Annotated in this window: 13 protein-coding genes; 7 read left to right on the forward strand and 6 right to left on the reverse strand. The window is 70.1% G+C overall.

Annotated elements, in window-relative coordinates:
• Nucleotides 1-533: 533 nt before the first annotated feature.
• From V6U90_RS25210 to V6U90_RS25235, 6 genes are all read left to right on the forward strand, one after another.
• The gene (locus V6U90_RS25210; protein WP_334441442.1) at nt 534-1,604 is read left to right on the forward strand and encodes a LacI family DNA-binding transcriptional regulator; all 1,071 of its coding nucleotides are present in this window, start codon (nt 534-536) and stop codon (nt 1,602-1,604) included.
• Between the two features lie 35 nt (nt 1,605-1,639).
• Nucleotides 1,640-2,911, forward strand: a complete 1,272-nt coding sequence (locus tag V6U90_RS25215; protein ID WP_334441444.1) for a sugar ABC transporter substrate-binding protein — start codon at nt 1,640-1,642, stop codon at nt 2,909-2,911.
• 1 nt (nt 2,912) lies between these two features.
• Nucleotides 2,913-3,842, forward strand: a complete 930-nt coding sequence (locus V6U90_RS25220) for a carbohydrate ABC transporter permease (protein ID WP_334441446.1) — start codon at nt 2,913-2,915, stop codon at nt 3,840-3,842.
• A 10-nt stretch (nt 3,843-3,852) separates the two neighbouring features.
• The gene (locus V6U90_RS25225) at nt 3,853-4,749 is read left to right on the forward strand and encodes a carbohydrate ABC transporter permease (RefSeq protein ID WP_334441449.1); all 897 of its coding nucleotides are present in this window, start codon (nt 3,853-3,855) and stop codon (nt 4,747-4,749) included.
• Nucleotides 4,750-4,760: 11 nt separating this feature from the next.
• Complete coding sequence (locus V6U90_RS25230) at nt 4,761-6,305, forward strand: glucoamylase family protein (RefSeq protein ID WP_334441452.1); 1,545 nt, start codon at nt 4,761-4,763, stop codon at nt 6,303-6,305.
• A gap of 138 nt (nt 6,306-6,443) precedes the next feature.
• Nucleotides 6,444-8,294: a GH39 family glycosyl hydrolase gene (locus tag V6U90_RS25235; RefSeq protein WP_334441454.1), complete on the forward strand. Its 1,851-nt coding sequence runs from the start codon at nt 6,444-6,446 to the stop codon at nt 8,292-8,294.
• A gap of 132 nt (nt 8,295-8,426) precedes the next feature.
• On the opposite strand, the gene V6U90_RS25240 is transcribed toward V6U90_RS25235, so the two are convergent.
• The 6 genes from V6U90_RS25240 to V6U90_RS25265 form a co-directional block, all read right to left on the reverse strand.
• Nucleotides 8,427-8,831 carry a hypothetical protein gene (locus V6U90_RS25240; RefSeq protein WP_334441457.1) on the reverse strand — a complete coding sequence of 135 codons (405 nt, stop codon included), beginning with the start codon at nt 8,829-8,831 and terminating at the stop codon, nt 8,427-8,429.
• Between the two features lie 180 nt (nt 8,832-9,011).
• Nucleotides 9,012-9,185 carry a hypothetical protein gene (locus V6U90_RS25245; RefSeq protein WP_334441459.1) on the reverse strand — a complete coding sequence of 58 codons (174 nt, stop codon included), beginning with the start codon at nt 9,183-9,185 and terminating at the stop codon, nt 9,012-9,014.
• Nucleotides 9,182-10,117 (reverse strand): peptidoglycan-binding domain-containing protein, encoded by a 936-nt coding sequence (locus V6U90_RS25250; RefSeq protein ID WP_334441461.1) that lies wholly within the window; start codon nt 10,115-10,117, stop codon nt 9,182-9,184. Before V6U90_RS25250 ends, V6U90_RS25245 begins: the two co-directional genes overlap by 4 nt.
• Nucleotides 10,114-10,665, reverse strand: coding sequence for a hypothetical protein (locus V6U90_RS25255; protein WP_334441463.1), 552 nt, complete (start codon nt 10,663-10,665; stop codon nt 10,114-10,116). The genes V6U90_RS25250 and V6U90_RS25255 overlap by 4 nt, the downstream gene beginning before the upstream one ends.
• Nucleotides 10,662-11,252 carry a MauE/DoxX family redox-associated membrane protein gene (locus tag V6U90_RS25260; RefSeq protein ID WP_334441466.1) on the reverse strand — a complete coding sequence of 197 codons (591 nt, stop codon included), beginning with the start codon at nt 11,250-11,252 and terminating at the stop codon, nt 10,662-10,664. Before V6U90_RS25260 ends, V6U90_RS25255 begins: the two co-directional genes overlap by 4 nt.
• 6 nt (nt 11,253-11,258) lie before the next feature.
• Complete coding sequence (locus V6U90_RS25265) at nt 11,259-11,945, reverse strand: hypothetical protein (RefSeq protein WP_334441469.1); 687 nt, start codon at nt 11,943-11,945, stop codon at nt 11,259-11,261.
• A gap of 152 nt (nt 11,946-12,097) precedes the next feature.
• Here V6U90_RS25265 and V6U90_RS25270 point away from each other — a divergent pair, with 152 nt between their 5' ends.
• Entirely contained in the window at nt 12,098-12,730 is a 633-nt protein-coding gene (locus V6U90_RS25270) for a hypothetical protein (protein ID WP_334441471.1), read from the forward strand.
• Nucleotides 12,731-12,810: the final 80 nt, after the last annotated feature.

A 12,810-nucleotide genomic window follows, 5' to 3' on the forward strand; every position in this document is an offset into this window, starting at 1 on the left:
TCAACTTTTACCGATCACCACCACGCCGGACATCCATCACAACCGGGCACCTTCAGCCCATACGAAACACGGCCTAGGTCCCGGTGGCCCTGCCCGCCGCAGAGCAGTTGGCCGACCTGGACCGGGGCCGCCGGCAGGGAGTGAGCTCGATCAGTGCGCGGCGACCGTGCGCCGCGTTATCCGTGGGTGCATGAGCATCTCCTCGACAAGGATCCGCAAGCAGATTGCGCCCGCAGTGGACTGGTCGTTCGGCTTGACGAGGCGACCGGTCCACTGCCGCCGCCGATGGACCCGGCGAGGCACGAGCCCGACCGGAGCTTGTCGGCTCGACAGTGGTGGCGGGCCAGGTCGGGCATCGGCGCTGTGCTGGTCGAGCTAGCGCAGGCGCGGGCTGGCGCAGCCGGCGGTGGACGTCGGGGACAGCTCCTCGTCGTCGGAACGTTTCGGGCCGTGTGGTTGTGAAGTACGGGCGGGCTGCCTATGGTGCTGCTGTAACCGGTTTCAGTGACCGAGACGAATGAATCGGTGGTGGCATGGGCAACAGGCGCCTGACGGTTCGGGAGATCGCGCGGCTGGCCGGGGTCTCGGTCGCGACAGTGTCCCGGGTCTCCAACGGCACCGGGCAGGTGTCCGAGGAGACCCGCCGCCGGGTGCTGCGGGCCATTGAGGAGCACGGCTACCGGCCGCACCATCTCGGTCGTGCCCTGGCGGCGCGCCGGCACGGCGCGGTCGGCCTGGTCTTTCCGGGGCTGTCCGGCCCGTACTTCTCCGAGCTGATCCAGGGCTTCGAGTCGGAGGCGGTGAAGACCCGGACCAGCGTCCACATCCTCTGCACCCATCTGCGCGCCGACTCCGATGCCGAGGTCATCGAGATGGCTCACCGGGTCGACGGTCTGGCCGTGCTCGGCGGCACCGTCTCCCACGACACGATCTCCGAACTCGCCGCCATGCTCCCGATCGTCGTACTGGCTGGCGACGGACCTGCCGCCGTGCCGGCCGTACGGATAGACAACACCGCTGCGGCGGCCCTGTTGACCCGGCATCTGCTGGCCGACCACGGGTTGCGCCGCCTGGAGTTCGTCGGTGACCCGAGTGGCTCGCCGGATGTGACCGAGCGCTGGGAGGGATTCCGTCAGGCGCACCGGCAGTTGGAGCTGCCGCTGCCCCGGGCTCCGATCCGGGTTGGGCTGCAACAGCCCGACGGCGTCTTCGCCGCCGAGCAGGTGCTGCGCCGGGCGATCCCCCCGCAGGGCGTGGTGTGCGCCAACGACGAAACCGCGCTCGGGGTCCTCGTCGGCGCCACCGGGCGTGGTGTGCGGGTGCCGGAGGACCTGGTGATCACCGGCTTCGACGACATTCCGATGGCTGCGTTGGTCACTCCGCCGCTGACGACCGTACGGCAGCCGGTGCGGGAACTGGCCGCGCGGACCGCGCGGCTGCTGCTGCAGGTCACCGCAGGCGAGCCCGGGCAACCCGAGACCGGGCTGGTGCTTCCCACCGGACTCGTCATCCGGGGCAGTTGCGGCTGTCCCACGAGTACCGACTCCCCAACCACCGGTCGCCACCGCACCACCTCCACATCGCGGCGCAGCCGCGCGATGTGAACGAGCGGCGGCGGTCACTCCTCGAAGGAGAGGTCATGAAGCACTGGAGGTACCTGACAGCTATGGTGGTCGCCCTCGCGCTGGGCGTGACCGGCTGCGGCCGGGACGAGGGCGGCTCGGGTTCCGGCGGCCAGCCGGCCGGCAGGGCGATCGCGGAGGGCAAAGCCAAGGGCGAGATCACGGTCTGGGCCATGGGCGCCGAGGGTGAGAAGCTGACCCAGTTGGCCGCCGACTTCACCAGGGAGAACCCGGAGGCCAAGGTCAACGTGACGTCGTTCCCGTTCGACGCGGCCCACGACAAGATCGCCACGGCCATCGCCGGCCGGCAGACGCCGGACGTCAGCATGATGGGTACGACCTGGATGGGCGAGTTCGCCAAGACGGGCGCGTTCGACCCCGCCCCCACCGGGCTGTTCGACAAGAGCAGGTTCTTCGAGGGCGCCTGGAACACCACGGTGGTCGACGGCACCTCCTACGGGGTCCCGTGGTACGTCGAGACGCGGCTGATCTTTCACCGCAGCGACCTCGCCGCGAAGGCGGGCGTGCAGAAGCCGACCAGCTGGCAGGGGCTCACCGACTTCGCCAAGGGGATGAAGGACAGGGGCGGTGCCACGTGGGGCCTCTACCTGCAGCCCGGCGGGACCGGCGCGTGGCAGACCTTCATGCCCTTCGCCTGGCAGTCCGGCGCCGACATCATGCGGGACGGCAAGTTCACCCTCGACACCCCGGAGATGCAGAAGGCGCTGGAGTACTACGCCTCGTTCTTCAAGCAGGGACTCGCGTCGGCGCAGCTGGCCCCCGAAGCCGTGGGACCCGGCTTCATCAAGGGTGAGGTGGGTTCCTTCGTGTCCGGCCCGTGGCACATGGGCATCCTGCGCGAGGACGGCGGCGCGGCGCTCGAGGGTAAGTGGGACGTCGCGCAGATGCCCCGGGAGAAGGCCGGCACCTCCTTCATCGGCGGCTCCGACCTGGTGGTCTACAAGGACTCCAAGAACCGCGACACGGCCTGGAAGTTCGTCCAGTTCCTCACCACGCCCGCGGCGCAGCAGAAGCTGTACGACCTGGTCGGCAGTCTCCCGTCGGTGCAGGAGACCTGGCAGTCCGGCAAGCTGGCCGACGACCCGTTCCTGAAGGCGTTCGGCCAGCAGCTCAAGGACGCGAAGTCGGCCCCGGCGATCGCCACCTGGGAGCAGGTCGCCGACGTCATCGACGACGGCATCGAGCGGGTGGTCCGCGGTGTCTCCGATCCCGCCACCGCCAGCAAGGAGATGCAGGCCAAGGCGTCCTCGATCGGCACCGGGAGCTGAGATGACCTCCGCCACCGTGCGACCCACGTGCACCGGCGGCAACCGGACGACCACGGGCAGACGCCGGGAGGGCATGGCGGGTTGGGGCTTCGCGCTCCCGTTCCTGCTCGTGTTCACGGTGTTCATGGCGGGCCCGGTGCTGGCCTCGCTCGCCATGAGCTTCACCGACCTGCGCAGCGCCGACCTGCGCGACCCGCTCGGGGTCAACCCGGTCGGCCTGGACAACTACGTCAAGCTGTTCGGTGACGACACGTTCCGGCAGGCCGCCCTCAACACGGCGTACTTCGTGCTGGTCGGGATCCCGCTGACGATGGTGCTCGGGCTCGCGGCCGCGGTCGGCCTGGACGCGGGGATCACCAGGTTCCGGACGTTCTTCCGGGTCGGCTACTACCTGCCCGTCGTCACCAGTATCGTGGCCATCGCCGTTGTCTGGCGCTTCGTGCTCGAGCCGGACAGCGGTCTGGTCAACACGCTGCTGGGCTACGTCGGCATCGACGGCCCGAGCTGGCTGACCGACCCCACGACGGCCATGCCCGCGCTCATCCTGATGGCGGCCTGGCGGAACATGGGGTACCTGATGGTGATCTTCCTGGCCGGGCTGCAGGCGATTCCCGGGGAGCTGTACGAGGCGGCGGCCATGGACGGCAGCGGCGCGTGGTCGCGGTTCCGCCACGTCACCCTGCCGCTGATGCGGCCCACGCTGCTCTTCGGCGGCGTCATCACCGGCATCGGCTACCTGCAGTTCTTCGAGGAGCCGTTCGTGATGACCAACGGTGGACCGCTGGACAAGACGCTGTCCGTGGCCTTCTACATCTACAACCAGTTCGGCTTCGGCAACTACAGCTACGCCGCGGCCGTCAGCTACGTCCTCTTCCTCGCCATCCTCGTCCTCACCCTGGTGCAGTTCCGGCTGCTCCGCTCGAAGACGTGAGGGAGCCGTCATGACCACGTCCGTACATACACCGGCCCCGTCCGCACCGCGCCGTACCGGCAGAAGGCGCCGGGTCGTGGGTGGCACGCCGGAGGCCCGGGGCCACCTGTGGGTGTACGCGGTGCTCGCCGGTGGGCTCGTCCTTCTCGTGGGGCCGTTCGTGTGGATGCTGCTCGGCTCGTTCAAGACCAACGCCGAGGTCCGCCGGGTGCCACCCACCTGGCTGCCCGAGTCCCCAACGGTGGAGAACTACCGGCACCTGTTCACGCAGTTGGACTTCCCGCAGTTCTTCCTCAACAGCACGGTGGTGGCCGTCGCCATCACCCTGGGCAATCTCGTCTTCTGCTCGATGCTCGGCTATGCCCTGGCGAAGCTGCGGTTCCCCGGCAAGCGGGTGGTGTTCGCGCTCGTGCTCGGGATGCTGATGGTGCCGGGCATGGTCACCTTCGTCCCGCTGTTCATGCTGGTCAGCAAGCTCGGCATGGTGAACAGCTATGCCGGGCTCATCCTGCCGTGGCTGGCCCAGCCGCTCGGGGTGTTCCTGATGCGCCAGTTCATCCTGGGCCTGCCCGACGACCTGATCCAGGCGGCCCGGGTGGACGGTGCCGGAGAGTTGCGAATCTTCGCCAGGGTGATCCTGCCGCTGTGCGGACCGGCCCTGGCCACGCTCGGGATCCTGCAGTTCCTGGCCACCTGGAACAACTTCCTCTGGCCGCTGGTCGTCGCCCAGTCCGAGGACAGGTACACCCTCCCCGTGGCGCTGGCGCTCTACGCCATCGGGGAAAACAACACCCGGTACGGCCTGCTGATGGCGGGTGCTGTGGTGACCATCCTGCCGATCCTGCTCATCTTCGTGCTGCTGCAACGCTACTTCGTGCAGGGCATCGCCATGACCGGCCTCAAGTAAGGAGTCCTGACATGCGATCCAGAAACCGTCTGACTGCCGCCGCCGGCGTGATCATGTCCGTTGGACTGGTCGTCGCCGCCGCCCCCGCCGCCGCTACACCCCTCTCCCCCGCTGCACAGGCCACCGCAGGACGTAACGCCGTCCTGCACCAGTACCTCACCGACACGTGGCGATCGTTCGCCGCCATGGTGGATCCGGCTACCGGCCTGGTTGCCGACAACATCGGCGGTGACCTCGACCCGGCCGACCGGTCGGCGTACACCTCGCCGACCAACATCGGCGCGTACCTGTGGAGCACCGTCGTCGCCCGGGAGACGAAGCTGATCTCGGCCGACGAGGCCCGCGCCCGTATCGCCCCGACCCTGCGGACGCTGGCCGGGCTGGAGATCCACGAACCGTCGGGCATGTACTACAACTGGTACGACCCGTCCACCGGTGCGAAGCTCACCAGCTGGCCGGTCGACGGCAGCGCCGTGCATCCGTTCCTGTCCAGCGTCGACAACGGCTGGCTCGCCACCGCCCTGACCATCGTCTCCGACCAGGTACCCGAGCTGGCGGCGCCGGCCGGCGCACTGCTGCGCCGGATGGACTTCGGGTACTACTACAACCCGGCCGAGCGACAGATCCGCGGCGGCTTCTGGGTCGAGCCGCCGCCGGGATGCGCGGTGGCCGGCAACTACCGCGGCGACCCCGACGTCTACTACACCTGTCACCACTACGGCGCCCTCAACACCGAGCCGCGCATCGCCAGCTACCTGGGCATCGCCGCCGGCCAGATCCCGCCCGAGCACTACTTCGGCATGTTCCGGACCTTCGCGCCGGAGGGCTGTGACTGGTCGTGGTCGGAGCAGCGGGCGGTCGGGCAGTGGCGCACCTACCTCGGGGTGCGGCTGTTCGAGGGCGCCTACCGCTACCGCGGCATGCAGCTGGTGCCCACCTGGGGCGGGTCGATGTTCGAGGCGCTGCTGGTGCCGCTGTTCGTACCGGAGGAGAGGTGGGGCACGCGCAGCTGGGCGATCAACCACCCGACGTACGTGCGGGCGCAGATCGAGCACGGGATGCGCGAGGCCGGTTACGGCTACTGGGGATTCTCGCCGTCGAACAACCCGGCGGGCGGATACCGGGAGTACGGTGTGGACCCGATCGGGATGGACGCCGGCGGATACACCTCCGACCAGGAGCGCACGACCGTCGACTACGGGTACGGCGAGTGCCGGCCCGCGCAGCCGCTGCCCACGGCGTACGGACAGGGTGTGGTCACCCCGCACGCCTCGTTCCTGGCGCTGCGCTACGCCGAGGACGAGGCCCTACGGAACCTCGCCAACCTGCGGCGGGACTTCGACGCGTACGGCCCGGGCGGCTTCTACGACGCCGTCAACGTGACCAGCGGGCAGGTGTCGAAGCGCTACCTGGCGCTGGACCAGGGCATGGTCATGGCGGCGCTGGGCAACACGCTCGCACACGACGTGCTCCGCAAGCCGTTCAGCCACGGTGCCATGAAGCAGCACGTGGCCCCGCTGCTGCGGATGGAGGAGTTCTCCCTGCCGCGCCCCTGACCGGAGTCGACGGCCCTGCGGTGCAGGAAGCGCCGGCACCGCAGGGCCGGTCCACGATGCCTCGGCTGTTCCGTCGACCGACGTGAAACCGGTTACAGCCCGCTCACGGATTCGCTGAAACACCAGGAGGTAACCTCGGTGACCCGCGCAACCGGCCCATCCCCGAGCAACGACGCCCGCTCCGACTGGGAGGCCCGTATCTCCCGGCGCAGCGACGACCGCGAACGCCCGGGCACACCCGACCTCCCCCCACCCGCCGACCTGCGCGCCGAGGCCGGGGTCGGCCACGTCCGGCTGTCCTGGTCGCCGGTAGACGGCGCGGTCGGCTACCTCGTCCATCGCGCACCGGCCGAGGCCACCGGGGTGCTCACTCCCGTGGACCACCTGGGCGGTGACGTACTCGCCATCCCCGACCCGTGGTACGTGGACACCACCGGCGAACCCGGGCGCGCCTACACCTACGCCGTGGCCTGCGTACCGGAAGTAACCGTGACCGGTCCGCTCTGCGAGCCGGTGACCGCCACCGCACTGTCCACGACCGGTGAGCCCCCGACCGTGTCCCTCCGGGTGGACGCGACCGCCCCCGGCACCGTCCTGCACCGGCCGTGGCAGCCGATGATCGGCAGCGAGCGGCTGTCCCAGCTGCTGTGCCGGGACCGCACGGGCGGGCGGGAACTCGGCACCGAACTGCTCGCGGCGTTGCGCCGGGTACGCGACGAGATCGGTGTCGAGACGGTACGGGCACACTCGATCCTGCACGACGACCTCGGCGTCTACCGCGAGGTCGACGGGGAGCCCGTGCACGACTTCACCCGCGTCGACGACACGTACGACCTGCTGCTCTCCACCGGGCTGCGGCCAGTGGTGGAGATCGGTTTCATGCCACGCGACCTGGCCCGGGACCCCGAGCGCACGGTGTTCGAATACCAGGGCATCATCTCGCCCCCCAGGGACTGGCAGCGGTGGGCCGACCTGGTCCGGGCGCTGGTGCGTCACCTGCTCGACCGGTACGGCGACGAGGTGCTCGGCTGGGACTTCGAGGTCTGGAACGAGGCCAACCTGGAGGTGTTCTGGTCCGGCACCCGAGCGGAGTGGCTGCGGCTGTACGACGTCACCGCCCAGGCGGTCAAGGACGTCGACCCGCGCATCCCGGTGGGCGGGCCGTCGTCGGCCGCCGCCGGCTGGGTGGACGCCCTGCTCGACCACGCCGCCGTCAGCGGCGCGCCGGTCGACTTCGTCTCCACCCACACCTACGGCAGCCCGCCGCTGGACCTGCGCCCCACGCTGCGTCGCCTCGGCTTCCCCGACGCGCGCATCCTGTGGACCGAGTGGGGTGTCACCCCCACCCACTTCCATCCGGTCAACGACGGCACGTTCGCCGCGACGTTCCTGCTCACCGGTATGCGGTCGGCGGCTGGCCGGGTGGACGCGCTGTCGTACTGGGTCGCCAGCGACCACTTCGAGGAACTCGGCCGCCCGCCGCGGCTGCTGCACGGCGGGTTCGGACTGATCACCGTCGGTGGAATCGCCAAGCCCCGCTATCACGCACTGTGGATGCTGTCCCGCCTCGGCGACACCGAGCTGCCGGTGCGGGCGGGCGGTGACGGCGCCGAAGGGCTCGTGCAGACCTGGGCCAGCCGGCACGACGATGGCTCGCTCGCCGTGCTGGTGTGGACATCCACGCTGGACCAGTCGAAGCGGGACGGGGATCCGGCGTTGGCCCGCCGGGTGGCACTGACCGTCGACGGCGCGGCCGGGCGGCCGGTACGTCTCACCCGGCTCGACCGACACCATGGCGACATCACGACGCTGGCCGAACGGCTCGGCGTGGACGGATGGCCCGATGCGGCGCAGTCGGAGGCGCTGCGCGAGGTGGACACCCTGGACGCCGAGCCGGTGGACGTCGTCGAACGCAACGGGAGCATGGTGCTGGAGCTGGAGGTGCCACAGCCGGGAGCGGTGCTGGTCGAGGTGGGACCGCCGTGGTGACGGCCCCGCTCGGCTGCGCCGGCTGACGTGGGTCAGGCAGACTCGTGGCTGCCGCCCTTCGTCGACCTGATCCGCCGTCGACGAACGTGGACATCGTCGAACAGAAAACGGCAATGGCGCGGAGTTGAGGTTCTACAGCTGCCGCACGGCTAACACGCTGAAGGCAGCCACAAGCACGACGCCCGCTGTGACGGTAATCGTCCGAAGCCGTACCCGGAGATCCGCATCCCACCTGTCGCCGGTGCCAGCGGCGCGGCGGGCCAGCGGAGTCAGCGCGCGCCCGGCGCCGAATCCGACCCCGGCGAGCATCGCGACGTGCAGGCGTTGGCCGCCGAGCAGGAGAGCAACGGCCAGCACATACGGGGCACTCGCGGAGACGTAGGTGCGGACTCCGGTGCCGAGTTCGAAGCCGAACTGCAGTGCCCCGCGCGGCAGGCTGCGCTGAAGCACGTCCTGCGGTACCTGCCGGGCATTCTGCGGCAGCCGGATCGGTACCAGGCCGAGCTCGCGGAGTAATCCCAGCACCGCTACCGCCACGATTCCCGCATACCGCCACCGGCCGGGCAGGGGTGCGGACAGCCCGGAGAGCAACCCCAGTGTCAGCCCGCTGAGCAGACCACCGGCGATCAGCCCTGTGACGAACAGGGCGAGGACGACGCTCTGCCGATCTCGATCTCGCCACCCGGGCGAGGCCAGCGCGTGCGCGCTGTTGTGCGTTCAAACCGAGCCGGAGAGTGTGTAGCCGGCGAGCCCACCGATCATCGCCCAGGTCAGCACGTGCCCGTACGCGGCTGCGGCGAGCGCGCCGACGGTGAGCAGCAGGAGGGGTACGAGCGGGTCGGCGCCCCGGCGGCGGGCTGCCCGGACGGGCCAGGGCAGCGTTCGGGTCATACGGCGGCGCCGGTCAGGGTCCGCCAGGTGTTCTGCCCGATGACACCGTCGGCGGTGAGCCCGTTCTGCCGCTGGAAGTCCCGCGTCGCGCTGTCGGTACCCGCGCCGAAGACCCCGTCGACCACCAGCCCGTAGGCGTGCCGGTTGAGCTGGCGCTGTGCGCCGCGGACGGCGTGGCCGGTGTCCCCGGAGCGGACCGTGAGCACGAGCGCCGGCCAGGTGGTCGCGTCGACGATACCGGTGGCCGCGATACCAGCCGCCGCCTGGAAGCTCTTCACCTTCGCTTCGGTGTCGCTACCGAAGATCCCATCGACCGTGGTCGCGTGGCCCCGGGCGGTCAGCAGGTGCTGCACCGTGTAGACGTTCACCCCGGTGTTGCTCCGCCGGGTGGTGGGCCAGCTGATCGTGCTCAGGCATCCGCACCGGGTGTTCCAGCGGCAGATCGACTTCACCCATCCCGAGCTTGTCTTTCGGTATCCGTCGTGGCACCGGCGTTCGACAGAGCAGGCACAGGCGCCGCACGCCCCCTGGTAGAGCCACAGCCAACCGTCGTACGTGCCGGCGTAGCACTCGTTCGGCCGCAGGATCCAGGTGACGCCGTCGTTCTTGTGGAACCCCGTGTACGTCCCGCTGGTGTTGCAGGCGTCGGCGAAGATCGCGCTCGGCCCGCACCCCGGCGAGCAGTTGTGATCGCTGGCGTACGTCGGGCAGCCGCCGTAGATCGTGTATCCGTCGGCGTACGCGCGGCGGGCAGCCGGAAAGACGCTGAGTGCGGCCATACCCACCGCGGTGCCCGCCCGGAACAGGGCGCGGCGGGACAGTTCCCAGCCCATGCGTTTACGGCCAACCGAATGCACCGGCACACGCCGGACGGCGGACCCGGTCCCCGGGTCGGCTCCGCGCAGCCAGGGCACAGCGTCGAGAGCGGTCATGCCCGACCTTCCCGTTGATTCGTGGCGACCGCAGGTCCGGAGCCGCCGGGTGGGTTGTCGAACTCGTCGAGCAGGTGGCGCAGTGCCGCGCGGGAGCCGAGCGGCGCGGAGCGGAGCACCCGTCCGGCCCGGTCGACAACGGTGGCGAACGGGGTGGCGAGGGCGTCGTACCGCTCGAACAGCTCCGCCTGCCCGCCGAGCACGGTGATCGGCGGTCCCGCAGCCCGCGCTGGCGCGCTGTCCCGGTAGAGGATCCGGAACTCCAGGCCGCGACGGTCGGCCTGGTCGTTCGCCTCGGCCAGCACCTCGGTGCAGGTCCCGCAGTCGGGGTCCAGGAAGAGCAGCACCAACGGAACCGCCGGCACCGCCGGCGCCAACTGGGCGAATCCGGGGGCTGGCGCTCCCGGCCGTAGGCCGACCGACTCCGGGCGACGCGGGACCATCCCGCTCGACAGCGCGTGCACCTGGCGTACCAGGCCCGACACCACGAGAGCCAGCAGGAGGATCGCGATCCAGCTCAGGATCAGCGCACTGGTCTGGAAGCTCATCCGGGTAGGCCCCCCTCTGCCGTGCCGATGGACCGACCGGTCGGGGACCGTCCGGTTGTCGCCGTACCCGGATCGTTCATCGCGGCAGGCAGATGCCACAGCAGCGCGGTGAACGTGGCGGAGGCCAGCAGCACGACGGCGAGCGGGGCATCGGTGCGCTCCGGCGGAATGGTCGAACCGGACAGGAACAGTCCGATCAGTGCCAGGCCGGCGAGGACGGACGCGCGCGCCACCACCCAACCGGTCATCGGCAGTTCCATCCGGGAGCACCCGCACGACCCGGTGCGCCCGGTCGATATCAGGTACAGGCCGTAGCCGGCGTACAGGCCGAGTAGCGCGAAGCTACCGACCAGGACCGCGCTGAGCAGGCCCTTGCCGTTGTCGTGGAGCAGTGCCACGATCCCGGTGCCGGCGAGCACACTCTCGCTTGCGATGACGAGAGCGGCGACCGTGACCGGCGCCGGAAGAACCCGGTGCGCGGCCAGTGCCCCGGCGAGCGCCGCCGGTCGTGACAGGTGCTCGGCGCTGGCGACGAGCAGGGTGAACAGGACGGTGCACGTCGCCACGCCGCCCAGCAGTCCGGACATCACGACCTACCCGGCTGTCTGGACGCGGAGCCGGTTGACCAGAGCGGGCACCTCTGCCACGTCCGTGTCGGCGAACGGCACCAGACTGAGCCAGGTGTCCGCCGTGGCGAGTACGAAGTAGGGCTTCCCGTCGGGGAGTACGTCCCGGAAGAGTTCACCCGCCTGCGTCTGCAGGCCCCGCCAGGACGGCAACTGCCCGGCACGCTGCTTGGTGAGCGGCGCCATCTCCAGCAGACCGAGTCCGGGGACCTCTTTGAGCACGGTGGCCGGTGCGACGAACTCGGCGCCGACCTTCGAGGTCGGGTGCAGGGTGAGGCCGTCGTCGTGCTCCTCGACACGCAGGGTCCGCAACACCCCGAGGAGGTCGGTGGTCGACGACCCGTACATCTCGGTGAAGAAGCAGTGTCGCCGCCCCCGCCAGACCGCCACGAGCCGGTCCTCGGTCAGTTGGATCTGCCGGTCGTAGGGTCGGGTACGCGCGGTCAGCAGCGCACCGCCCTGGTAGGTGAGTTCCTCGTCGAACGTGTCCACGCCGAGTGCCCGGGCCACGTCGTCGGCGAGCCCGATCGAGCCGGCCGTGAACTCGTGCAGCCGGCCGCTGATCGTCACGTCGGCCACGGACGTGAACGGTGCGCTGAGATCGAGCGAACCGTCGAGCAGGAAACGACGCCCGTCGACTGCTCGATGTGCCACCGGTAACCCTGCGGCTGCCATCCGACCAACCTCCGCTCGGGTCCGGTGTTCCACCAGCGGAATGGTATCGGGAAATGTCGATATTCGACAAGGTTGTCGTGCCCCGCAGCCGCTTGACGATCCCGCGCAGTCCATGTGACATCCTCGCCGTCATGCCGGAGATCCCCGTTCCACCCTTCACCGGGCACGACGACGCACGCCGCTTCCACCAGTTGCTGATGCTGCATCTGTCACAACTGAAACGGCCGGGCGAGCCGGTCGGTGTGCACCAGTTCCTGCTCGGCCAGGTACTCGCACCGCACGAACCGCGCGGGGACGCCGGCACGTCCTGCGCCGAGTGTGAGCGCCCCTACCCGTGCCGGACCGTCCTGCGCGTAGCGCTCGTCAGTCGCTTCGGCGCCGACTGGAGCCCGCTCGGGCTGGTCCGGCTGCTGCGCGACACCCGCATCTGGGGCGCCCGTTTCGACGAGGTCGAGTTGGGCGAGGAGGGGTTCGCCTGGGAGTTCGAACCGAGATTCACCGCCGAGCGCCGGCCCGGTGGGGGCTGGGTCGTCACCTCGACCGAGCGCGGCTCGTCCCGCGTGCGGGCCGAACCGGCCGATGACCGGGCGATGGTCGAGTTCATCGCCGACCAGGTGCGGGAGCGCCCGTTCCCGTTCGGCTGGCGGGTGCCGGAGGAGTTTCCGGCGATGGTGGCCGACGGTGCCCGCGCCGCAGCCGGCTGGTGGTCGGAGCACGGCCGCCTGCCGTACCTGTCCCGGCACGACGAGAGCGGCAGCTGGTGATCCGCTGATCAGCACAGGGTGGGCGCGCGTCGAGCGCCCGGCGGGCCCCGGAGCGGATGAGGTCGTGGGCGAAAACAGGG

This window comes from Micromonospora sp. CPCC 206060 (assembly GCF_036906895.1).
Lineage (GTDB): Bacteria > Actinomycetota > Actinomycetes > Mycobacteriales > Micromonosporaceae > Micromonospora.

Bases quoted from the DNA above. Each gene is read 5' to 3' on its own strand.
- V6U90_RS25210 (WP_334441442.1), top strand. From the start codon at position 534: ATGGGCAACAGGCGCCTGACGGTTCGGGAGATCGCGCGGCTGGCCGGG.
- V6U90_RS25215 (WP_334441444.1), top strand. From the start codon at position 1,640: ATGAAGCACTGGAGGTACCTGACAGCTATGGTGGTCGCCCTCGCGCTG.
- V6U90_RS25220 (WP_334441446.1), top strand. From the start codon at position 2,913: ATGACCTCCGCCACCGTGCGACCCACGTGCACCGGCGGCAACCGGACG.
- V6U90_RS25225 (WP_334441449.1), top strand. From the start codon at position 3,853: ATGACCACGTCCGTACATACACCGGCCCCGTCCGCACCGCGCCGTACC.
- V6U90_RS25230 (WP_334441452.1), top strand. From the start codon at position 4,761: ATGCGATCCAGAAACCGTCTGACTGCCGCCGCCGGCGTGATCATGTCC.
- V6U90_RS25245 (WP_334441459.1), bottom strand. From the start codon at position 9,185: ATGACCCGAACGCTGCCCTGGCCCGTCCGGGCAGCCCGCCGCCGGGGC.
- V6U90_RS25250 (WP_334441461.1), bottom strand. From the start codon at position 10,117: ATGACCGCTCTCGACGCTGTGCCCTGGCTGCGCGGAGCCGACCCGGGG.
- V6U90_RS25255 (WP_334441463.1), bottom strand. From the start codon at position 10,665: ATGAGCTTCCAGACCAGTGCGCTGATCCTGAGCTGGATCGCGATCCTC.
- V6U90_RS25260 (WP_334441466.1), bottom strand. From the start codon at position 11,252: ATGTCCGGACTGCTGGGCGGCGTGGCGACGTGCACCGTCCTGTTCACC.
- V6U90_RS25270 (WP_334441471.1), top strand. From the start codon at position 12,098: ATGCCGGAGATCCCCGTTCCACCCTTCACCGGGCACGACGACGCACGC.